A 21,952-nucleotide genomic window follows, 5' to 3' on the forward strand; every position below is an offset into this window, starting at 1 on the left:
TTTTCTATGGTTGGGCTTATTATAAATTCGACCACTTAAGTACATTACTTTTGATAAGACATTCCATGTCCCGTCTGTTAACATTAATCTTGGCATGTAGGTTCGGTGTAAAGTTTTCTGGCGAATTCAATTATACCTTATCTTCATGCTGTTTGTTTTTCATACCACAAAGATCAACACGCCCTAGTCTACACGCTGTAAACTAGTGATATAAACTGCTATTGCGCTTGTTGCTCTGGCCTTTGCCAGCCACCGCCAACAGCTTTATACAAATTAATTTGGCTAGCAATATAAGCTTGCTTACCATTAATTAATTGCTGCCCAGCACTGACCCAATTACGCTGTGCATCGAGTACTTGCAAGTAACTATCTGCGCCTTTTTCAAACCGAGCTTGAGAAAGCATAAACGATACATGGTTACTATTATAAAGCTCTTCAAGTGCTGCTAGCTGCTGCATATAACCTTCCCTATCAGCCAAAGCATCCGACACTTCTTTAAAAGCTTTTTGGATAGTTTGCTCATAGGTTGTCAGGGTTATTTCTTGCTGTGCTTGCGCAACATCTAAATTAGCTTGATTGCGCCCCATATTAAAAATAGGTAGGTTAATTGAAGGGATAAAACTCCATGTTCCTGTGCCACTTGAGAACAAATTATCTAGTTCAGACGATGCAGTCCCCGCATTAGCCGTTAAACTAATACTTGGGAAGAATGCCGCTTTGGCTACACCAATATTAGCGTTCGCTGCTAAAAGTTGATACTCAGCCGCTTTTATATCTGGTCTTTGCTCTAATAATTGCGACGGCATGCCAACAGGCACTGTTGGAAACTTGAGTGCATCATTTATACCTTTTTCAGGCAATAAGTCAGCTGTTACTGTTTGGCCAACCAATAAGTCTAACGCATTTTTATCACGTTTTAATAATCGCTGATAATTAGCTATATCGACTTTGGCTGTGGCAACAGTACTTTGTACTTGTGCTAATGTCAGCTTAGACGCGGCACCAAGTGCATAGGTTTTCTCCATCAACTCCAGTGACTCTTGCTGACTACTGAGCGTTTCATTGGCAAGTGAAAGCAGCTCTTTATCTGCAGCATAATTAAGCCATGCATTTACCACCTCTGAGATTAAACTAATTTTTACACTCGTTTGCGCTTGTTCAGTGGCATACAGGGTTTGTAAAGCTTGATCAGATTGGTTACGGACTTTACCCCATAGATCAAGTTCATAAGCTGTCATACCTACCGTTGCTGAGTAACTTTCGTTAATACCTGCCCTGCCAGTTGATGACAAATCAGCGGGTAGACGCTGGCGAGTACCCGATGCTGAGAAATCTATCGACGGATATAGAGCAGAGTCTTCAATTTGATACAAAGCACGTACTTGCTGCACGTTAAGTGCAGCCAGTTTAATGTCTTTATTATGCATCAGTGTTTGCTTTATTAAGCTTTGCAGTTTGTTGTTAACAAAAAACTGCTGCCACTTTAAATCAGTGGCATTACCCTGCTCACTTTTAACAGCATAGTTATCTGGCACAGGCAGTTGAATGTCTTCAAGCTCTGGCGCCATCTGACACGCACTAAGTACCAAGGTACTTAGTGCTAAGCTTAAGGCTTTTAACTTCATTGTAATTTCTCCTGTTTAGCCGCTGCGTGCTTACCAGGGAATATGCGTTTAATTAACACAAAAAACAGTGGCACAAAAATAACAACAATTAGTGACGATGCAAGCGTCCCGCCTATTACTGAAATACCGAGTGCATTTTGCGCCCCTGAACCTGCACTCGATGCAAGAGCAAGCGGTAATACGCCACAAATAAAGGCCATTGAAGTCATTAATACAGGACGTAAACGTAATTTCACAGCAGCAATCGCAGCATCAACTAACTCCATGCCTTCATCCATTTTATGTAGCGCGAATTCAACAACTAAAATAGCATTTTTGGAAGACAGCCCAATGGTCGTTAATAAACCAACTTGTAGATAAATATCGTTTGATAAGCCCCCCATAAATGCAGCCATCGAAGCACCAAATATACCCAGCGGTACAATCATCATAACCGCCGCAGGTACTGACCAGCTTTCATAAAGTGCCGCTAAACATAAAAATACGATTAATAGCGACAGTGCATATAACATTGGAGCTTGACCGCCACTTAAGCGCTCTTCGTACGAGATCCCCGTCCACTCAAAAGCAATACCAGCGGGTAGCTGTTTAATCAGCTTCTCCATTTCATCCATGGCTTGGCCGGTACTGTATCCTGGCGCAGCCGTACCTTGAATTTCCATTGCTGAAAAACCGTTGTAACGTTCAAGGCGTGGTGATCCATAAGCCCAGTAAGATTGCGCGAATGCAGTAAATGGCACCATATCGCCGCTACTATTACGCACGTACCATTTGTCTAAATCTTCAGGGGCCATACGAGACTCTGAGGCACCTTGTAAATAGACTTTTTTCACACGACCACGGTCAATGAAGTCATTCACATAACTACCACCCCAAGCCGTTGAGAGCGTGCTATTTATATCAGCCTGCTTTAGACCAAGCGCTTCAGCTTTTGCAAGATCAATATCTAGCTTAAGTTCTGGCTTATCTTCTTGGCCATTAGGACGAACTCCGGTAAGTATTGGGCTCTTTGATGCCATACCTAACAGCATATTACGTGCTTCTAGTAATTTTTCATGGCCAAGACCCGTCCTATCTTGTAAGAACATAGTGAAACCGTTAGCTGTACCAAGCTCCACTACGGCAGGTGGTGGGAAAGCAAATACAAATGCTTCTTTTATCGTTGAAAAATATCCCATCGCTTTACCTGCAATAGCACTTACAGATAAATCATCACGTTGGCGCTCATCCCAGTGTTTTAAGCCCACAAAACCAATTGCTGCATTTTGCCCAGAACCTGCAAAGCTAAAGCCTGTAACACTAAACACTGAACGCACGGCTTCAGATTGATCTTCTAAATAGTGCTTTTCCATTTTCTCAACCACTTTTAAAGTTTGCTCTGTGGTTGAACCTGCAGGCAGGCTTACTTGATTAAACAAAATCCCTTGGTCTTCATCTGGTAAAAAGCCTGACGGTAGCTGTGAAAAGATAAACACCATACCGCCAACAATCAAACCATAACAAAGTAAATAACGCTTACTGTTTTTTATCATTCGGCTCACAAGGCCTTGCGCACCACTATTGGTTTTCTCAAAGCCGCGATTAAAGCCCATAAAGAAACGCCCAAATAGCGATTTATCATTATGTACATGGCTTGGCTTTAACATCGTTGCACAAAGTGCAGGTGTTAAAATAAGTGCCACTAGTACTGATAAACTCATCGCCGTAACTAAGGTTATTGAGAACTGACGATAAATAACCCCGGTAGACCCTGCAAAAAACGCCATGGGTATAAATACCGCAGACAGTACCATCGCTATACCGACTAACGCGCCTTTAATTTCATCCATTGATTTACGCGTGGCTTCAAGTGGGGAGAGTTTTTCTTCGGTCATCACCCGTTCTACGTTTTCAACCACCACAATGGCATCATCAACGAGTAAGCCTATTGCTAATACCATCGCAAACATGGTCAAAGTATTAATTGAGTAGCCCAAAACTTGTAGCACTGCAAACGTACCAAGTAGTACAACAGGCACCGCGATGGTCGGAATTAATGTCGCACGGAAGTTCTGTAAAAACAAATACATAACTAAGAAAACCAAAACTACGGCTTCAATTAGTGTGCTAACTACTTTTTCAATTGATAAAGTTACAAACGGAGTCGTATCGTAAGGAACGACCGTCGCTAACCCTTCAGGGTAAAAAGGTTCTAACTCAGCTAGCGCCGCCTTTACACCTTCCGCGGTATCAAGAGCATTTGCACCACTGGCAAGTTTAACCCCAAGACCTGCAGCAGGCTTACCATTAAAGCGCGCAACTACACTATAGCTTTCACCGCCTAGCTCTACTTTTGCTACATCATCAAGGCGAACCACTGAGCCATCGTTATTGGTTTTAACAAAGATATCTCTAAACTGATCAGGTGTTTGTAAACGGCTTTGCGCCGTTACAGTCGCATTAAGCTGTTGGCCAGAAACAGCTGGTAATGCACCAAGCTGACCAGCTGAAACCTGTGCATTTTGAGCACTAATTGACGCGCTAATATCCGCAGGAGTCAGTTTATATTTTTGCAGCATGTCTGGCTTTAACCAAATACGCATAGCATATTGAGAACCAAACAACTGGACCTCACCCACGCCATCCACGCGCGATACAATATCTAATACATTTGAAGAAACATAATCACCGATATCGATGTTATTCATACTGCCATCTTCAGATGCAAAACCAACGACCATTAAAAAGTTAGGCGCTGATTTCGCAACAGCTACACCTTGGCGCTGAACTTCTTCTGGTAATAGTGGCGTTGCCAGTGCGAGCTTATTTTGTACTTGCACTTGGGCTATATCTGGATCTGTATCTGCATCAAAAGTCAAAGTGAGCGTTGCCGAACCATTTGATTCAGACGTTGACGACATGTACAACAAGCCATCTAAGCCTTTCATTTTTTGCTCAATAACTTGGGTAACCGTATCTTCTAATGTTTTAGCAGAAGCTCCCGGGTAGCTTGCTTGAATACTAATGGCCGGTGGTGCTATTGACGGGTACTGAGCAACAGGTAAACTTTTAATTGCAAGTATTCCCGCCAACATAACAATAATGGCCAATACCCATGCAAAAATGGGTCTGTCGATAAAAAATCGTGACATTAAATTGCTCCGTTATTGAGTTTTATCAGCTGATTCCGCAGGCACAGCTTTAACAGGTGCGCCCGGTGCTATTTTTTGTAAGCCTTCAACTATAAGCTGATCGCCATCATTTAAACCTTCGGTGATCAACCAATCTGAGCCCACTGTACGATCTGTTTTAAGTACACGTGCTTCAACTGTATTGTCTTTGCTAACGACCATAGCCGTTGGTTGGCCTTTAGTGTTGCGGCTCACTCCTCGCTGCGGCGCTAAAATAGCATTAGCTTTTACACCTTCCACAATTACCGCTCTTACATACATACCTGGCAGTAATAGTTTTTCAGGATTAGGGAACTCCGCACGTAACGTTACCGAACCAGTACTTGGATCAACGGTCACTTCAGAAAACTGCAACGTACCTTTATGAGAATAAACAGAGCCATCTTCCATTTTTAATTCAACAACTGAGTGAACCTCAAGGTCTTTATCAAGCTCACCACTAGCAATAGCTTTTTTCAATCGTGTAAGTTCATTGCTTGATTGTGTTAAATCAACGTAGATAGGATCAAGCTGAGTAACGGTCGCTAAAGTGGTTGCTTGATTTGCGCTCACTAACGCCCCAGCAGTAACATTTGACTTACCAATTTGACCACTAATAGGCGACGACACTTTGCTGTAATTAAGATTAATTTGCGCCGTTTTAAGTTGTGCTTGGGCAGTCAGTAAATCAGCTTGCGCACTTTTGTAGCTGGCATCTGCTTCATCAAAGTCTTGTTGGCTTACAGCTTTAATTTTTAATAATTCATCATAACGCTCTGATTTTGCTTTCGCGTTTGCAATACTTGCTTGCGCTTTAGTAATAGCCGCTTTGCTGGTTGCCTCTTGCGCTTCAAAAGTTGATGGGTCTATTTGATATAAAGGCTGGCCTTTCTTAACTTGTGCCCCTTGAGTAAATAAACGCGATTGAATAATACCATTTACCTGAGGGCGAATTTCAGCGACTTGTGATGCAGCGACTCGACCGGGTAACTCTTTGGTTAATGTTAGTGGTTGGCTTTTTAATGTGACCACTCCTACTGGAGCGGCTTGTTTTTCTTGCTGACTTGGTGATGGACTTTTTTGATCACAACCAGATAAGACAACAGCACTGGCTAAAGCGGACACTGCAAAAAGAACGACGCGAGAACGCTGCATGTAAACTACCCTTAATTTAGAATGAACGATCATTCTAAGTTAAGTTTCTACATTTTCCAATACTAATTAAGAATTATTTTCATAAATTAATATAACTGCAAAATACCCCGCGCGTCTCAAAGACCAAGCTTAAAAAATGAGGATAAATAAGACGGTTCAAAGCCGTAAGTTAAGTAACTAATTTACAAACTTACGGCTACCTGAAGTATCTTAATTAATCTTAGCTATTTCAATACTTAAATTATCAACTAAACAGCCATGTTGATTACTATTAACACGATAAAAATGAGTATCTTTATCGCCAGACAAGGTTACAGAAAACTCGTCTTGCTGCGCAGCGGCTTGCGTTTCATTAGCTAAGCACATCGCTTGGGTTAAAGAACGCAATTTTGTATCAGTTAAAATATCCATAAACCGCTGCATCGGTAAGCTGGGTATATCAATATTAGGCAATGCATTTTCAACAGTTCGGCTATTAACTTTATAACCCTTTGCAGTTACATCAATAATGGTGCCGACAGGCCAATACGAATAATTAAATGCCGCTTCACTGTTAGGTTTATTTAAATGCACCACACCACTTTTGCCTATCACTGTCATCAATTGTGTATCGGCTGAATTAATTACAACTAACGCTGTGGTTTCATCAACACCGAAACCATGTTGCTGCTTAGTGGCCTCTAACAATATTGCCAGGCGGGCTGTACGGTCACGCTCGCTAAAATGAGTATCTAAAATCCCCATATCAAAGCTACCTAAACCGCCATTTGCGTGATAAGTCAACGAGTCGGCCGTTAAATCTTTACTACACTTGTCGCCACAGCGCTCACTTGATGCAGGTAACGCATGTGCGCCATCACGTATGGCTGATAAACTGGTACCATTAGTGAGCATAGCCACATTACCGTATTCGTTTTTACCACCACTTTGAATTGCCGTGCCGGCACTTGTACCGACTAATAATGCACGAGTGCGGATAGCATGAGTCCAAGGGTATGGCTTACCAGCGTCATCAAACATAACTTTACGCGCTAAACTTTGATCGCCGCCATTAATCATAATACCGGTTGCTGACTCAATCGTTTTAACTAAGTTATCAACGCCTTGCTCACACAGTGCAAGTTCAGCGTTAATACGATCAGGGTAAATGACTTGTCGATTAAATACATTCATCGATTGCTCACGAAGACTGGTTAAATTATCACACTGCCCTGTAGTTATCGCCTTTGCTAGTGCAGGGGTTAATGCCAACCAATTTGTATCGACCCCTTCAAAATCAAGTAAGCTTTCATAAAAGTCCGCAGATTCATAAGGATCACGACTTGAGGCTGTAATGGCAAGCATTGAAGGTTTTTTGGTATTAACTTTAACGGTTGCAGAAACAAAATCTAGAATATCGTTAGTGGCGCTTTCTTTATTAATTTGGGTATTAACGACTTCTTTTATACGTTTTTGCTTATCATTGACAACTGAGATTTCAAGCGTATCAATTATAAAATTATATTCTTGGTCAGTTAACTTATTTAATAAAGCATTATTCAAATCTCGCCACGCCCATAAAATAGTCGCCTCATTGGTTTGCTCAGGATGATCACGGGCTATTTTTGATAAAATTTGCAGGGTTTGATCACGGTGACTTGCATTATCGTTTGGCCACTTTAATTTTAGTTGTCGTAATGCATCACTAGTTAATTGATATTGATTCGCTTTTTTTCCTGCAATTTGCTTCGTATCTTGGCAATTTTTGGCGCTCATACTAGAGCACGTAGTTAGTGCCCCGCCTACTAAAACCAAAGTTTGCTGCTTATCACTTGCAGATACCGTGGCTGAGTAGCAGGTTATTACCGCTAAAAGCGTAGCTAAAATAGCCATAAATCCACTTTTAACCGATTGTTCCTGAAATTTTTTCATAATATTATGCTCATGTAAAATAATGATAAATAGCTGCAGTCAGCCTTTATTCTTGCTATAAAAATAAGGAACTTTAAATCGCGAATAAGCTAGCACCCAAGTATTAGCTTTGTCAAAAGCCTTTTGAATTGGAATAATATTTAAAAACGTAACACCTCTTGCACATACTCTTCTAAGTGGCTAACGAGTCGCTATTCACATTCTTGTAAGGTAATCAATCAAGACTGTAATACCTAAGGTAATGCCGATATAGTGCTACTGGATGAATGACACACCTTCTGCTTAAAACATCGCTAAAGTAGCGGTACTCTTTCACTGGAAGGGGTAAACCTCTAGAAAAAATGCATTTGAATAAACAAGCATCTTACCCATAGCGACTTAAATCGCTAGTATGTGAAACTTCTAGCTTAGGATATTATTTTACTCACGGTCAAAATTTTTAGGACTAATCACTGCTCAACTCTTACTCTATCAGTTTCATAATGCATTTTCTCTGTAAATCCTTTAACTCTCACCTGCTTTTATAGCCTCAATTACCGTATACATACGCTTTGCAAGCGGCCTATTTCGGTGATGACACACATAAATATTTTCATTTATTGGGTTGGCTAAGTAATGTGTTTGTATAAGATCAGGCTTATTAAACGCACCAACCGCATACGCAGGTAAAACCGTAAAGCCTAACCCTAAACTTACCGGCTCCAGTATTAAACTTATTTGGTTAGAAAACCCTGTTTGCTTTATTTGATCTATATGTTCAAATTCAGGATAGTTTTCACTGAGCAATAACTGCACATGGTGTTTAGCATCGGGATGACCTATAAAGCCAAGCTCACACAACACATCCCACGAAGGCATTTTAATATTCGCAGGTGTTACCAATAATAAAGCCTCTTTACCTATTTTATGGCTACTTACTTCGCTTAGTGTGGGTGCTTGGGTTAAAAAGCCAATGTCGGCGCTATGGTTTGCAACCGCTTGCTCTACACTCAAGTTTGGTGCAAACCGGTAATCAATATTGAGCTCTTTATACTTTGTTTGCAGTGCTAATAGTTGACTATAAAACTGTAAACCACAACTGCCTGGGGACTGTATTTTTACCATACCACTATAAGGTGAGTCGTCTTTTAATTGCTGTTCTAAAAACTGCCATTCTTTGAGTAATAAACTACCTTGTTGATAAAGGTTTTGCCCCTGTACGGTAAGCGAAAATTGCTTACCGTGTCTTTCAAGTAAGGCACAATTAACATGCTGTTCTAGCTTTTTAATATGTTGGCTTACACCTGATTGAGTCATATATAGCCGCTCAGCTGTTTGGGTAAAGTGATTTACTTCAACTAAAGTGCAAAACGTTTTTAACCATGTGGGATTTATCATTACAAAATGTACTCAAAATTATGATTAATCATAATTTTACTTAATCTTGCCTGATTCGTAAACTAACTCCATCAACTAGTCACAAGATAAAGAGGAACATTATTATGAGTCACACCTATCCACGCAGTTTTTCGCACATTGGTATTTCAGTACCTGATGTTGAAAAAGCCGTTAATTTTTATACAAAAGTTATGGGTTGGTACACGATTATGGAACCAACTTTAATCACTGAAGACAAAAGCCCAATTGGCGAAATGTGCACAGAGGTATTTGGTGAAAAATGGGAGAAATTCAAAATAGCGCACTTATCTACAGGTGATCGTATTGGTGTTGAAATATTTGAATTTAAAAATCAAGAAGATCCAAAAGATAACTTCGAGTACTGGAAAACTGGTATCTTCCATTTCTGTGTTCAAGACCCCGATGTAGAAGGTTTAGCTGAGCGTATTGTTGAAGCTGGCGGTAAAAAACGTATGGAAGCACCACGTTACTATTACCCAGGTGAAAAACCGTACCGTATGATCTACATGGAAGACCCGTTTGGCAATATCATCGAAATTTACAGCCACAGCTACGAGCTTATTTACAGCGCAGGCGCATACTAAGCTAAGGCTTGCTCGCTAGCGTAGTAAGTATAAAAAATAAAATTGTACCTAATCTGACAGCTCCACGATCACTTTTACACAAGCGGTGTCGAACGCTTGATTTTAAACATTTTTGCGCTCAAATTTAAGGCAATTAAACCTTTAATTATGACTTTAAAATTATGCTTGTGTGCATAGTGAGCTCTAGTATTATTTATAATATTTAAGAAACGCATTATACAAGGCATCAGGAGTGTGCTTATCAAGGTTTTTGATAAAATCATAATAGGTTTTAAAATTTAGGTGGTGTTCTAAAAAGTATGCTGGCATCAGACGTAGCCATAATTGATGTAAAAGAACACCAAATCAAACACTTTAAAATGATTATCAAGCTTTTTTGAGAAGCAACAAGTCTTTCTAACCGCTCGTCTTAATCGGTGTCTAAGGCGACAGTTATTACCCTCTATACCTATGGTATGCTGTTTGCCAACCTGTTTGTGATCACCTTTAAAGGCGGTTTTAAAGCTATCCCAGTTGTCCATACTGATAGAGCCATAGCTTACTTTAAGTTGCTTTAAACGTGCTCTTAGCTTCTTAGCTGTTTTTAAGTCACGTTTGCCCCAGACATAAGCGACAATCTCATTAGTAGCACGGTCATAAGCGTAGATGAGCCAGACTTTACGCTTCTTGCGATACACGTAAGTCCAGAACTCATCAACCTCTAAGCGTTCATAGTAGCGCTTCTTAGGCGCGATCTTATAAACAGATGAGCCTATGGTGCCCAATACTTTACCGATACTGACTGAGGCTATAATAGCTATGTCTCTAACACCGCAACCTCTCACCGTCATTAGCCGTATGATGTCTTCTATTTTAGAGTGACAGCCCTTATAAGTTAAGGCATGGTCACCAATGAATTGACGTTTGCAGTCCTTGCATTGGTAGTTCTGCTTGCCATAGCTTTTTATGCCGTTTTTCTTTAAACTGGGACTGTGACAGTCGGGGCAGCTGATATCTATTTGTGTCTTCATAACCTCAAATATATCATCTTGCTTTGGCTGTCACCCTCCTTTATTTCTTCAGCATACTTTCTGACACACCACCAAAATTTAAATAAAAAAGCAGCTAAATTTAGCTGCTTTTAATAATACTCCAGTATTACTTGTTCATTGCATTAATTAAAAAAGCTGAAATTTTAGCTCCCTCTCTAAGAGTTGTTTCGGAGCTTGATTGACCGACTAATGAGCTGTCAGTAAATGGGGCTATTTCCATCATATCAGCACCGGTAATTGGAAATTCATCCGCAAGTGCCACTAATATATCTAAAGCGTGTTGCGGTGTTAAGCCATTGCCTTCTGGCGTACCAGTGGCTGATGCAAATTCTTCATCAAGCGCGTCAATATCAAAACTGACATACAGCTCGTCCACATTATCAGCTTTAAGCTGAGCAATAGCCTCTGCGGCAATCGCCGATGCGCCGCGCTCAATAATTTCATGAGCCCAATGCTGCTTCACACCAAAGTTCGACTCCCAGTGTTCTTTTGGCTTTCCGCTTGAACGAATACCAAATTGAATAAGGTGATGCGGCGCAGGTAAATACTCTAAAATATGAGTACACCATGAGCCAAAGCATAAATCGATACCTAAACGTTCGACCAATAAATCGGTGTGGGCATCAAAGTGAATAATTGCCGTACGTTTACCTTGTTCGCGCTTTGCTTTTAAATATGACTTTGTCAGTGGGTAACTAATAGAGTGATCGCCACCCATGCCAAAAATACCTTTATCTGTAAAAGTAGCATAAAAGCTGTCACACACATCTTCTGTAATCGATAATGGACTTACGTAATAATCACTACTTGGATTGTCATACAAAGCCTTTTGACAGTTGCTAATAGTTGCTTGGTTTAAATATTTGTCATGGAGTAAATGTGGGATAACACGTACATCACCTAAATCGAACGATTTTGCTTGTGGCTGTTGATCGATCAGAGTTGAGCGTAAAAATAACGGCCCCCAGTTAGCGCCACGTAAAATACCCCCACCGCAATCGGAGCTAATACCTAACATGACAGCTTTATGTTCACTTTGGTTTAATGTGCCTAACGAATCACGCCATAAACTGTCAACGTTATCTTCTTGTCCATATAGTTTATTGCGCAGTGCAGCTTTACGTTCTTTTGCAGTATTAACCGTAAAAACACCATCCCCTGGTGGGCATAAACAATGCTCTACTTTAGATTTAAATGCTTGCCATTGCGTGCTCATACTTATTCCTTACCTGTTATTTTTGCGTAGTTATGCAAAAACCTCGTTAACTAAAATATTTCGTATAAACTTGCTATGTTATTTTTTTAAGACCCTTTTTAAGGTTTAATAAAGTAACTAAGTTTCAAATAAAAAAATAAAAATTATTTTATAACAATGAATTACGAAAAAATAAAAACGAGATAAAAACTTAACTTTATTACATATTAAATAGATATAGAGTCTACTGGTGTAAGTCAACCATCCCAAAAAGAAGGCATTGTAATGGCTTGCTTGAATATTCATAGATGGTGAATAAAGTTTAAATGGGTTACGGACATCCGTCCTGTACAGGAAATTTGATAATAGTAATGATGTTAAACTAACATAATTATATGATCTAAAAAGGCAACACTATGGAAAAGGTATTTCACTTAGGGCTTACCCGTGACGACTTACAAGCTGCAACACTTGCTATTGTGCCAGGCGACCCCGACAGAGCTGAGCGCATTTCTACTTTCCTTGAAAACCCTATATGCCTTGCCAAGACTCGCGAATTCCATGTTTATTTAGGCAAACTTAATGGTGCAAGCGTAGTGGTATGTTCAACCGGTATTGGTGGCCCGTCAACGTCTATTGCCGTGGAAGAGCTCGCCCAGCTTGGAGTCACTACATTTTTGCGCATTGGCACAACGGGCGCGATTCAACCACATATAAATGAAGGTGATATTTTAATTAGCCAAGCCTCCGTTCGTTTAGATGGTGCCAGCCAACATTTTGCGCCACTTAATTATCCAGCAGTTTCTGACTTTTTTGCTACCCAAGCAATGGTTAATGCATGTGATAACTTAAATATTGATTTTCATATAGGTATCACCGCATCTAGTGATACTTTTTACCCAGGCCAAGAGCGCTACGATACCTATTCAGGTTATGTGCCAAAAGCATTCCAGGGTAGCTGTGATGAATGGCAAAAACTAGGCGTGATGAACTATGAAATGGAATCAGCCACATTATTTACTATGTGTGCAGCACTGGGGTTAAAAGCGGCGTGCGTTGCAGGCGTACTGGTTAACCGTACTCGTCAAGAGATACCTAATGTAGACCACGGCGAAATAGAAAGAAAGTCAGTTGCCGTGGTACTTGAAGCTGCAAAAACGCTGTTAGCTTAGCGCTAAACAGTAATAAGTTAAAGCTGGTAATGAAGCATAACTTGCCAGCACAGCTTGGGTTACATCGTATTGATTTTGCTTATCGCGTGTTTCTAAAAGCTCGATACTTTTAACGACTTCAGAATTAAAAACCAGACCTGATAAATAAAATTGACTCAAGGCACTTTGTAACGGTGATAGACTCGGGTTATAAGCTGCGTTTTCACTATAACGACCATAGTAATCACCTTGTTCGAATGTCGAAATTTTAACTGCACTATAGTTTCCGCTGTAGGGCACGTACGCTTTTAGTGCTGCTTCTTGCAAACCTTCACTGCATTGGTTTGATTCAAACGATAGTCTGTGGTGCACTTCATCTAGTAAGCTATATTTATTTCCTAGATCTTTTGGCCCAAATGAGTGAGGTAAAAGATCCGTCAGTTTAAAGGTGTTTTGAGGAAGTAATATCTGTAGGTTTTTAGCGCCAACTAGCTCATTCATAAACTGGCGACAATGGCCGCAAGGCGCATCACTAATGGCTATTTTAATAAACTTTTTAATACCATTAATCCACGCATTATTTATTGCTGATTGCTCAGCATGAACCACTAAGTTTAATGCTTGATTAGCAAATTCTAAATTAGCACCAAAGTAAAAGTTTAGATCACCCGCCTTATCTCTACCCATAACAATAGCGCCGACATAAAACTCAGATACAGGCGCAACAGCTAATTGACTAGCAAGAGGTAAACATGCACGCAATAACGTATCGATATCAATGTTATGCATCTTACACAGTGCCGCTATTTTTACGCAATCAAGTCGACCCTGCTGTGATTTAACTTCGTCTAGTAGTGCAGCTGCTTGCACCGAATCAAATGAAAAACCCCCATCTGAGGCTTTAGCAGTTGATGAACCAATAGATACTGACATAAAGTCACTGTGTTTATTTTAATGGCCAAACAGTGTAAAAGTTTAAAGCGACAAATACTAGGTTGAATACTCTATCAATTTATATATAAAAATTTCATCAGGTCTATTTTTATAGCAGATAGGTAAAGTTGAAGTTATTTACTAAATAAAAATAAGCGGTTAAGTAATACGCCGCACAATGTGCGGCGTATAAAATTGTTAAGTATTGTCTGAAAACATATTCAAACGAATAAGCTTAACCCGTGTTACGCATACCAGCTGCAATCCCAGTCATTGTGATCATCAATGCGTTATCAATATCACCTTCGCTAGCACCTTCCGTTTGACGTGAACGGCGTAATAGCTCGACCTGTAATAGGTTTAGTGGGTCAGTGTATGGATTGCGAAGAGCAATAGACTGTTTAATCCAAGGTTGATCCGCAAGTAAACTCTTTTGTGGGCTAAGTGATTGAACTAAGCTAATGGCCTTGTCCAGCTCTTCACGTAGTTTAACCCCTAAAGGTTGATACATAGGTTCAACGAGTGCATCGTCATAATGCTCACTTAGCCAACTATCGGCTTTACTGAAAACCATTTCAAGCATCTCTAGGCGAGCTCTGAAAAATGGCCACTGCTGGCTCATTTCATTGAGTGTATCAATACCATATTTATCAAGCGCCGCTTGTAAACCGTTTAATGCACCAAGCCATGCAGGAAGCATTAAGCGGTTTTGGCTCCAAGCAAAAATCCATGGAATAGCGCGCAGGCTTTCAACACCACCATGAGGATTACGCTTAGCAGGACGAGAGCCTAGTGGCAATTTGCCAAGCTCTTGTTCTGGTGTTGCCATTCTGAAATACGGTACAAAGTTTTCATCATGGCGAACGACGTTACGGTAATGATCACAAGATTGCTCACTAATAAGCGCCATAACATCGCGCCATTGTGCTTTGGGCTCTGGTGGTGGTAATAAGTTACTTTCAAGTACCGCACCAGCGTAGATGTTCAAGCTTTGTAAAGCTACATCTGGTAGGCCAAACTTAAAGCGGATCATCTCACCTTGCTCAGTCACGCGTAGGCCACCTTTTAAAGAGCCAGGAGGTTGTGAACGAAGCGCTTGTGCAGCAGGCGCACCACCACGACCCACAGTACCACCACGACCATGGAATAATACCAGTTCAATGCCACGCTGTTCTGCCAATTGTACTAATTTATCCATAGATTCATATTGTGCCCAGCCTGCAGCCATCATGCCTGCATCTTTAGCTGAGTCTGAATAACCAATCATGACATTTTGTGTATTTTGAATATGACCACGATACCAAGTGTTATCAAGCAGTTGCTCAATCACATCTTTACCTGCATTTAAGTCATCAAGCGTTTCAAATAAAGGCGCCACTGGCAGGTTAAATTTACAGCCGCTTTCTTTTAATAAAAGTTGTACAGCTAGTACATCAGAAGCAGTACGCGCCATTGAAATAATATACAAACCAAATGTTTGTGAGTCTTGCGCAGCTATTACATCAAAGGTATCGAGCACTTCTTGCACATCGCTCGATGGTTGCCAATGTTTAGGCAGTAAAGGCCTGCGCGAGTTTAACTCAGCCAGTAAAAAGGCTTGTTTATCTTCTTCTTGCCATTGATGATAATCACCCAGTCCTAAGTAACGCGTTAGTTCTGAGAATAAATCGCTGTGACGAGACGAGTCTTGGCGTACATCAAGTTTTGCTAATCGTAAACCAAAGCTATTAACGCGGCGAAGCACGTCAAGCAGTAAGCCATTCGCGACGACTTTCATATTGTTTTCTAATAATGAGCGATAACACGCTTCTATAGGCTGCTTAATTTGTGCAATATCGGTAATTAAATCTTGCGCTTCAGTGCCCTTATTTTTGATTTTAGCACTTAAGTGAGTGACCGTTTCGTTCACTTGACTCTTAAGTTTTTTCAAAACCGCGCGGTAAGGTTCAAACTCTTGCTCTGCTAGGTTGACAAGCTCATCACTTGCTTCAGACATAGACAGTTCAGTACTAAGTTTAGCAATATCGCGGCTGTATAAATCAAGTGCCATCCAACGGCCGTGATCAAGCACCTGTTGAGTTACCTGTGCAGTTACAAATGGATTACCATCGCGATCCCCTCCCATCCATGAGGTAAACTCAATCGGGCTATAATCGAGTGGCAGCGACAGCTCAAAATGCTCTTGTACTTGGCTTTCAAATTGACGCAGGAAGCGTGGAACAGCGTGCCATAAACTATTTTCAATTACTGCAAAACCCCATTTTGCTTCATCAATTGGGGTTGGGCGAGAGTGACGAATATCGTCGGTATGCCATGCTTGGCTAATCAGCTGAGCAACACGATTTAATATCGCCTCGCGTTCGTACTCAAGGTTATCAGTACGTTCAAGTGATGCTAAACAATCACTTAGTTCAACATGTTTATTGATAATGGTACGGCGTGTTACTTCAGTCGGATGTGCGGTAAGTACTAGGGCGTGTTGATCTTTGTGGTATGAAAAACAAACAGCATGAAGATAAGGTATAATTGAATTCGCCAGAAAACTTTACACCGAACCTACATGCCAAGATTAATGTTAACAGACGGGACATGGAATGTCTTATCAAAAGTAATGTACTTAAGTGGTCGAATTTATAATAAGCCCAACCATAGAAAAACGCTCGAAGGCATACTGTATAAGATGCGCACAGGTATTCCATGGCGAGATTTACCTTCTGATTTTGGCCGTTGGAGTGCTATCTACAGACGGTTTAATTTATGGTCCAAAAAAGGGATTTTGAATGAACTGTTTCGCGCATTATCTCGTGATGCGGACATGGATTGGGTCTTCATTGATGGCAGTATTGTCAGGGCTCATCAACATAGTTGCGGTGCAAGAACTGCTGACAATGAATCAATTGGAAAGAGCCGAGGTGGAAATTCTACGAAAATTCATCTTGCAGTCGATAGCGGAGGGTTGCCTGTTTATTATGAATTATCCTGTGGGAATACGCATGATATCGTCCATGCAGAGTCACTCGTAGCTAATTGCCCAACAAGTAATATGGTTGTCGCAGATAAAGGCTACGACAGTGAAAAACTGAGAGCGTTTGTTCGTGATAATAACGCTACACCCGTTATTCCACGTAAGGGCAACAGTTTAGTAGGCAATGAAGATATTGACTGGTGCATGTACAAATATCGGCACTTGGTTGAGAATGCATTTGGCCGTATTAAGCAATATAGAGGGATAGCCACGCGGTATGAAAAGCTTGAACGAAATTATCATTCAATGCTCGCTTTAGCATTTACTATGATGTGGCTACCAATGTGGGCTGATTGATATATGTACTACAAAGATCAACAGCCCCTAAATTAAGTAAGCGCGTAATTAGCCCCACATACCAATGTTAATGGCACCTATGCATAATTTACTCAGCATATTAACCTGAGGTAATTATGAATAAACAGCAAAAAATAAAACACTGGCAAGGCATTTTTGAGCAGCAAAAATCGAGTGGTTTAGCCATCATTCAATTTTGTCGTGATAACAACATTAACGCATCGACTTTCTATGTTTGGCGTAAACGCCTTTCTGACGAAACGGTAAGGGTTAAAAAGCAACAGGTGATCCCGTTTGTTATTCATGAGCAAGCCTTTACGCAACCTTCAATCATTAAACTCACCACACCAAACGGCTATCAAATAGACTTCGAGTCGACATTAGCTAACCAAACGCTAGCCAAATTATTGAGCGTACTGTGACACCTTGCACACACCAAGTTTACTTGGTCACGGGGTTCACCGACATGCGCAAATCAATCAATGGCCTAAGTATTATTGTCAGCGATACCCTATCTCTCGATCCTTTAAGCCAAGCGTGGTTCGTTTTTTGTAATAAACAACGCGATAAATTAAAGATTTTATTTTGGGATACCAACGGTTTTTGGCTCTATTATCGTCGTTTAGAACAAGGACGATTTCAGTGGCCAAAACAGACTAATGAACACACGGCTATGGGCATCGAGCAACGCCAATTACAGTGGTTGCTATCAGGGTTACCGGTCAGTAATCAAACACGGCACCCGACTTTATCGGGGTTATCGGTGATGTAAATTAATCAGATCGTTTTTTTTACTTGAACGATCTTTCCCATGTGTCATGCTATTAAAATGCCAGACACTATTCTCATCACCGAACTACAAAATCAGCTTGCACTTATGCAGGCTAAGCTTGATGCTTTACAAGAAGATAAGGTTGAAATGCAATCGCGGATTGACCACTTGCTTGCTGAGCTTAAGTTAAGTAAATCCCAAAAATACGGTAAAAAAAGTGAAAAAGCCCCACGGGGCACCTTCAATGAAGCGGAGCAGCATAAAACGACTGAGCCGCCTAAACACCATAAGAAAGGCAAACAAACGCTGGCTGAGCACTTTGAACGAGAAGAGGTTGAGCACACCTTAACCGAGTTAACGTGTCAGTGTTGCGGTGAGCAACTACATCAATGTGGTAGTGAAGACAGCGAACAAGTTAAAATTATTCCGGCGAAAGTCAGCGTCATTAAGCACAAACAATTTAAATATGCTTGCAGACATTGCGAGCATGAACAATTGACCAGTAAAATCATCACCGCGCCTAAACCTAAACAACCGATACCGGGGAGTATTGCCAGTCCCGAGGCATTAGCGGCGGTTGTGACAGGCAAATACTGCGATGCCTTACCGCTTTATCGTTTCGTTGAAATACTGGGCCGTGGCGGCCTTGAACTATCGCGCGGAACATTAGCTAATTGGTGTATTAAAGCGGGCCTGCTAATCAGCCCCTTAGTGGCAGCCATGCAACGTCACTTGCTTAATGAGCACAGTTTATGTGCCGATGAAACCCGTACACAAGTCTTAGATGAAGGTGACAATCCTAGCAGCAATTCCTACATGTGGGTTTATCGCAGCAATGAGGTTAGCCATGAGCCTGTCGTGATTTACGATTACCAAGCAGGTCGAAGTCGCGCTTGCGCAAAAGAATTTCTTGCCGGTTATCAAGGCTATTTACAGTGCGACGGTTACCGTGTTTATGACGGTATTGAAGGCATTACCCCTGTTGGTTGTTGGGCACACGCTAGACGCAAATATAACGATGCCTTAAAAGCAGAGTCGAAAAACAAAGGTCGAGCGCATAAAGCCATCAGCTTTATCAGCCAATTATATAAACTGGAAACCCAGGCTAAAAACAAACAGTTATCCCCTCAAGCGCGGTATCAGTTACGACAAGAAAAAGCCTTACCCATATTAATGCACTTTAAAGCGTGGCTTGATGAAGCCGAAGGTAAAGTAACGGCGGGGAGTTATATTGGCAAAGCGATAAAATACACGCTTAATCAATGGCCGAAATTAATGCGATATAGTGAAGATGGCGAACTAGGGATTCCTAAATTCGGATAATAAGTGCAATTTCTCAGATTAGATGGCCAGCTGTTATAATTCGGCCATTTTCTCGCCAAAGGAAATTGCTTTAATGAAATATAAACAGCTGACACAAGAAGAAAGATACCAGATTTACGCGTTAATAAAAGCAGGAAATAACCAAAAGCAGATAGCTGAAGAACTAACTCGTTCACCGTCATCTATTTCTAGAGAGCTAAAACGCAATAAAGGACTTAAAGGCTATCGGCCTAACCAAGCCAATAACTTTGCTGAACAAAGACGTAAGTCATCTTTCAAAGCAAGTAAGTTAACAGAGGACGTCACTCACTGGATTAATAAATTGTTGCATGACGGACTTTCCCCTGAGCAAGTGGCAGGCCGCTTAGCTTTAGAGAAACAGGTCGTTTTACATCATGAAACAATTTATCAATATATTTACAGAGACAAGGCTCGTGGTGGCAAGCTACATAAGACACTCACTCGTGCATGTAAAAAGTATAAAAAACGCTATGGAAGCTATGATAAACGTGGACAGATAGTTAATCGAGTCAGCATTGATGAACGCCCAAGTATTGTGGATTCAAAGTCTAGGATTGGTGATTGGGAGGGCGATACAGTGATAGGTAAAGGGCGTAAAAATGCGCTTGTCACAATGGTTGAACGTAAAACGTTATATACAGTCGTTCACAGAATTGAAAGCAAGCATGCGAAAATAACAGCCGATGCGCTGATCACGTGTATGACACCATATAAAGGTAAGGTTATTACCGTGACGTTAGATAATGGAAAAGAGTTTGCTCACCATGAGCATGTTGCACAAAAATTAGAAGCTGATGTGTATTTCGCTCATCCCTATTCATCATGGGAGCGGGGCATAAATGAGAATACCAACGGCTTACTTAGACGCTTCTTCCCCAAGGGAACTGACTTTATGGCGCTAAGTGAAGCAGAGATACAGGCGGCAGTTGATAAGCTCAACCATCGGCCAAGAAAAACAAGAGGGTATAAAACCCCTCATGAATTATTTACGGGGCAATCAGAAGTTCTGGTGGCTGCATAATGATTGCACTTAATACTTGAATTCAAGATTGATAATAATATTACTGAGCGAGATATTCGGCCGTTTACCACTGGTAGGAAAAACTGGCTATTCTCAAAGTCAATTAATGGTGCCCAAGCAAGCGCCACACTCTATAGTATTGTGATGACGTGTCGTGCCAATGACATCAATCCTTATAACTACTTTGTGCATTTATTTAAAACGTTGCCGAATCGAGATGAGGGTGATGATGATTTTACCGACCTAATGCCGTGGAATGTGCAGCTAGACTTCGATTATAGCTAAGCGCACTGCTTAAATGCGCGCTTACCCTAAATTAATGTGTAATTTAGACAGAGCTTCTGCAATATGATTTGCATCTACCTCACCATTTTTAGCACTATTAACTAAGGTTTTTAACGTTTGCGTTAAAGGTGCTAACTGACAAAATCCCACATCATTAAAGCGCGATACAGTATGAAATTGCTCAGCCACATTGGCTAGGTTTAAAAAGTGATTAAAGGCACGTGCCACGGGCAAGAGTTCCTCATCACTTAGTGCATGTAATACATTAATTAATGCTTGACGATCCTCACTGTTGCCGCTTCGAGAAGATTTAGCTAAAGCACGAATTTCTTCTACTTTATCTAAAATTTCTTGCCCTTGAGAGTCTTTAATTGTTTGCCCTAAAAGCTGCCCAAGCAGATTTACATTACCCCTAAGGGCGGCATATTGTTCACTCATCGAGAATACTCCATTGTTGATGTTTATACTATAAAGGCTTTAAAACGTGCTGAACGATTCAAGATGTGGAGTCTAAATAGCGGTAAAAAACGTACCAGCAACTTACCTTTATAATTTTGAGCATCTATTAATAACATTCATAAACATGATTTAACAGATCCAAACTATATTCTATTTCGTAACAAGAAATAATTAAAAAGCTAAAAAGTGTAATTGATGATTATATTCTACGACGGTGATTGCCCATTATGTAACACAGAAATGCAGCAATTAAAGCAAGCAGATACACACAATCTTATTACTTTAGAAGATATAAATGCCGCTGATTTTGAAACTCGCTTTAGTTACATAAAGCGCGCTGACGCATTGGCTTTTTTACACGGCAAGCGCAACAATGGCGAGATGATTTACGGTTTAGACGTAACTTTTGCCGCGTGGGAAATTGTTGGTAAGCACTCTTGGTTAAAAATATTTAAGCTACCGGGCATTCGTTTCATTGCCGATTTAGCTTATTGGGTGTTTGCTAAATACCGTAAGTCACCAAGTGCCTATAATAAAAATTAACCTCTAAATCTAGCTGACAGCGGTGCAAAAATAATGTTTAAAACAATCATTTTATTTGGTATTAATCGTACTGA

The 21,952-nt window shown here is 40.7% G+C and carries 16 protein-coding genes and 3 pseudogenes; 9 read left to right on the forward strand and 10 right to left on the reverse strand.

Annotated elements, in window-relative coordinates; genetic code table 11:
* Positions 1 to 218: 218 nt before the first annotated feature.
* From ACT3S9_RS15855 to ACT3S9_RS15875, 5 genes are all read right to left on the reverse strand, one after another.
* Positions 219 to 1,625, reverse strand: coding sequence for an efflux transporter outer membrane subunit (locus ACT3S9_RS15855; RefSeq protein ID WP_441834859.1), 1,407 nt, complete (start codon positions 1,623 to 1,625; stop codon positions 219 to 221).
* The gene (locus ACT3S9_RS15860; RefSeq protein WP_441834858.1) at positions 1,622 to 4,756 is read right to left on the reverse strand and encodes an efflux RND transporter permease subunit; all 3,135 of its coding nucleotides are present in this window, start codon (positions 4,754 to 4,756) and stop codon (positions 1,622 to 1,624) included. Before ACT3S9_RS15860 ends, ACT3S9_RS15855 begins: the two co-directional genes overlap by 4 nt.
* Positions 4,757 to 4,768: 12 nt before the next feature.
* Positions 4,769 to 5,929, reverse strand: coding sequence for an efflux RND transporter periplasmic adaptor subunit (locus ACT3S9_RS15865; protein ID WP_441834857.1), 1,161 nt, complete (start codon positions 5,927 to 5,929; stop codon positions 4,769 to 4,771).
* Between the two features lie 210 nt (positions 5,930 to 6,139).
* Entirely contained in the window at positions 6,140 to 7,840 is a 1,701-nt protein-coding gene (locus tag ACT3S9_RS15870) for a cyanophycinase (protein ID WP_441834856.1), read from the reverse strand.
* A 504-nt stretch (positions 7,841 to 8,344) separates the two neighbouring features.
* The gene (locus ACT3S9_RS15875; RefSeq protein WP_441834855.1) at positions 8,345 to 9,217 is read right to left on the reverse strand and encodes a LysR family transcriptional regulator; all 873 of its coding nucleotides are present in this window, start codon (positions 9,215 to 9,217) and stop codon (positions 8,345 to 8,347) included.
* Between the two features lie 104 nt (positions 9,218 to 9,321).
* Between ACT3S9_RS15875 and ACT3S9_RS15880 the strand changes: the two genes are divergently transcribed.
* Entirely contained in the window at positions 9,322 to 9,822 is a 501-nt protein-coding gene (locus tag ACT3S9_RS15880; RefSeq protein WP_441834854.1) for a lactoylglutathione lyase family protein, read from the forward strand.
* Positions 9,823 to 10,130: 308 nt separating this feature from the next.
* On the opposite strand, the gene ACT3S9_RS15885 is transcribed toward ACT3S9_RS15880, so the two are convergent.
* Both ACT3S9_RS15885 and ACT3S9_RS15890 read right to left on the reverse strand, forming a co-directional pair.
* Entirely contained in the window at positions 10,131 to 10,832 is a 702-nt protein-coding gene (locus ACT3S9_RS15885) for an IS1 family transposase (protein ID WP_443489204.1), read from the reverse strand.
* A 127-nt stretch (positions 10,833 to 10,959) separates the two neighbouring features.
* Complete coding sequence (locus ACT3S9_RS15890) at positions 10,960 to 12,069, reverse strand: arginase family protein (protein WP_441834853.1); 1,110 nt, start codon at positions 12,067 to 12,069, stop codon at positions 10,960 to 10,962.
* Positions 12,070 to 12,464: 395 nt separating this feature from the next.
* Here ACT3S9_RS15890 and udp point away from each other — a divergent pair, with 395 nt between their 5' ends.
* Entirely contained in the window at positions 12,465 to 13,220 is a 756-nt protein-coding gene (gene udp, locus ACT3S9_RS15895) for a uridine phosphorylase (protein ID WP_441836576.1), read from the forward strand.
* Here udp and cdd read toward each other — a convergent pair.
* Both cdd and ppc read right to left on the reverse strand, forming a co-directional pair.
* On the reverse strand, positions 13,212 to 14,132 hold the full coding sequence (gene cdd / locus ACT3S9_RS15900; RefSeq protein WP_441836575.1) for a cytidine deaminase: 921 nt from the start codon (positions 14,130 to 14,132) through the stop codon (positions 13,212 to 13,214). The two genes, udp and cdd, sit on opposite strands and share 9 nt — an antisense overlap.
* Before the next feature lie 235 nt (positions 14,133 to 14,367).
* Positions 14,368 to 16,605, reverse strand: a pseudogene (gene ppc, locus ACT3S9_RS15905) (phosphoenolpyruvate carboxylase); the annotation flags it as partial.
* An 87-nt stretch (positions 16,606 to 16,692) separates the two neighbouring features.
* Here ppc and ACT3S9_RS15910 point away from each other — a divergent pair.
* The 6 genes and pseudogenes from ACT3S9_RS15910 to ACT3S9_RS15935 all read left to right on the forward strand — a co-directional run.
* A complete protein-coding gene (locus tag ACT3S9_RS15910) occupies positions 16,693 to 17,454 on the forward strand; it encodes an IS5 family transposase (protein ID WP_089367531.1) in 762 nt (253 codons plus the stop codon).
* A gap of 116 nt (positions 17,455 to 17,570) precedes the next feature.
* The gene (tnpA, locus tag ACT3S9_RS15915) at positions 17,571 to 17,876 is read left to right on the forward strand and encodes an IS66 family insertion sequence element accessory protein TnpA (RefSeq protein WP_301563154.1); all 306 of its coding nucleotides are present in this window, start codon (positions 17,571 to 17,573) and stop codon (positions 17,874 to 17,876) included.
* Positions 17,873 to 18,226 carry an IS66 family insertion sequence element accessory protein TnpB gene (gene tnpB / locus ACT3S9_RS15920; protein ID WP_301563133.1) on the forward strand — a complete coding sequence of 118 codons (354 nt, stop codon included), beginning with the start codon at positions 17,873 to 17,875 and terminating at the stop codon, positions 18,224 to 18,226. The genes tnpA and tnpB overlap by 4 nt, the downstream gene beginning before the upstream one ends.
* A 39-nt stretch (positions 18,227 to 18,265) precedes the next feature.
* Positions 18,266 to 19,549: an IS66 family transposase gene (tnpC, locus tag ACT3S9_RS15925; RefSeq protein ID WP_444751115.1), complete on the forward strand. Its 1,284-nt coding sequence runs from the start codon at positions 18,266 to 18,268 to the stop codon at positions 19,547 to 19,549.
* Between the two features lie 73 nt (positions 19,550 to 19,622).
* The gene (locus tag ACT3S9_RS15930) at positions 19,623 to 20,591 is read left to right on the forward strand and encodes an IS30 family transposase (RefSeq protein ID WP_086959932.1); all 969 of its coding nucleotides are present in this window, start codon (positions 19,623 to 19,625) and stop codon (positions 20,589 to 20,591) included.
* A 27-nt stretch (positions 20,592 to 20,618) separates the two neighbouring features.
* Positions 20,619 to 20,876 (forward strand): annotated as a pseudogene (locus tag ACT3S9_RS15935) (transposase domain-containing protein); the annotation flags it as partial.
* Positions 20,877 to 20,903: 27 nt separating this feature from the next.
* Here ACT3S9_RS15935 and ACT3S9_RS15940 read toward each other — a convergent pair.
* Positions 20,904 to 21,314 (reverse strand): annotated as a pseudogene (locus ACT3S9_RS15940) (phosphoenolpyruvate carboxylase); the annotation flags it as partial.
* A gap of 216 nt (positions 21,315 to 21,530) precedes the next feature.
* Between ACT3S9_RS15940 and ACT3S9_RS15945 the strand changes: the two are divergent.
* A complete protein-coding gene (locus ACT3S9_RS15945; RefSeq protein WP_441836403.1) occupies positions 21,531 to 21,878 on the forward strand; it encodes a thiol-disulfide oxidoreductase DCC family protein in 348 nt (115 codons plus the stop codon).
* Positions 21,879 to 21,952 lie beyond the last annotated feature (74 nt).

The sequence above is a fragment of the Pseudoalteromonas sp. AOP31-A2-14 genome (genome assembly GCF_052378035.1).
In the GTDB taxonomy this organism is placed as follows: Bacteria; Pseudomonadota; Gammaproteobacteria; order Enterobacterales; family Alteromonadaceae; genus Pseudoalteromonas.

Bases quoted from the DNA above. Each gene is read 5' to 3' on its own strand.
- tnpC (WP_444751115.1), top strand. From the start codon at position 18,266: ATGTGTCATGCTATTAAAATGCCAGACACTATTCTCATCACCGAACTA.
- ACT3S9_RS15860 (WP_441834858.1), bottom strand. From the start codon at position 4,756: ATGTCACGATTTTTTATCGACAGACCCATTTTTGCATGGGTATTGGCC.
- cdd (WP_441836575.1), bottom strand. From the start codon at position 14,132: ATGTCAGTATCTATTGGTTCATCAACTGCTAAAGCCTCAGATGGGGGT.
- ACT3S9_RS15870 (WP_441834856.1), bottom strand. From the start codon at position 7,840: ATGAAAAAATTTCAGGAACAATCGGTTAAAAGTGGATTTATGGCTATT.
- tnpA (WP_301563154.1), top strand. From the start codon at position 17,571: ATGAATAAACAGCAAAAAATAAAACACTGGCAAGGCATTTTTGAGCAG.
- ACT3S9_RS15910 (WP_089367531.1), top strand. From the start codon at position 16,693: ATGCCAAGATTAATGTTAACAGACGGGACATGGAATGTCTTATCAAAA.
- udp (WP_441836576.1), top strand. From the start codon at position 12,465: ATGGAAAAGGTATTTCACTTAGGGCTTACCCGTGACGACTTACAAGCT.
- ACT3S9_RS15945 (WP_441836403.1), top strand. From the start codon at position 21,531: ATGATTATATTCTACGACGGTGATTGCCCATTATGTAACACAGAAATG.
- ACT3S9_RS15875 (WP_441834855.1), bottom strand. From the start codon at position 9,217: ATGATAAATCCCACATGGTTAAAAACGTTTTGCACTTTAGTTGAAGTA.
- ACT3S9_RS15890 (WP_441834853.1), bottom strand. From the start codon at position 12,069: ATGAGCACGCAATGGCAAGCATTTAAATCTAAAGTAGAGCATTGTTTA.
- ACT3S9_RS15930 (WP_086959932.1), top strand. From the start codon at position 19,623: ATGAAATATAAACAGCTGACACAAGAAGAAAGATACCAGATTTACGCG.
- ACT3S9_RS15880 (WP_441834854.1), top strand. From the start codon at position 9,322: ATGAGTCACACCTATCCACGCAGTTTTTCGCACATTGGTATTTCAGTA.
- ACT3S9_RS15885 (WP_443489204.1), bottom strand. From the start codon at position 10,832: ATGAAGACACAAATAGATATCAGCTGCCCCGACTGTCACAGTCCCAGT.
- ACT3S9_RS15865 (WP_441834857.1), bottom strand. From the start codon at position 5,929: ATGCAGCGTTCTCGCGTCGTTCTTTTTGCAGTGTCCGCTTTAGCCAGT.
- ACT3S9_RS15855 (WP_441834859.1), bottom strand. From the start codon at position 1,625: ATGAAGTTAAAAGCCTTAAGCTTAGCACTAAGTACCTTGGTACTTAGT.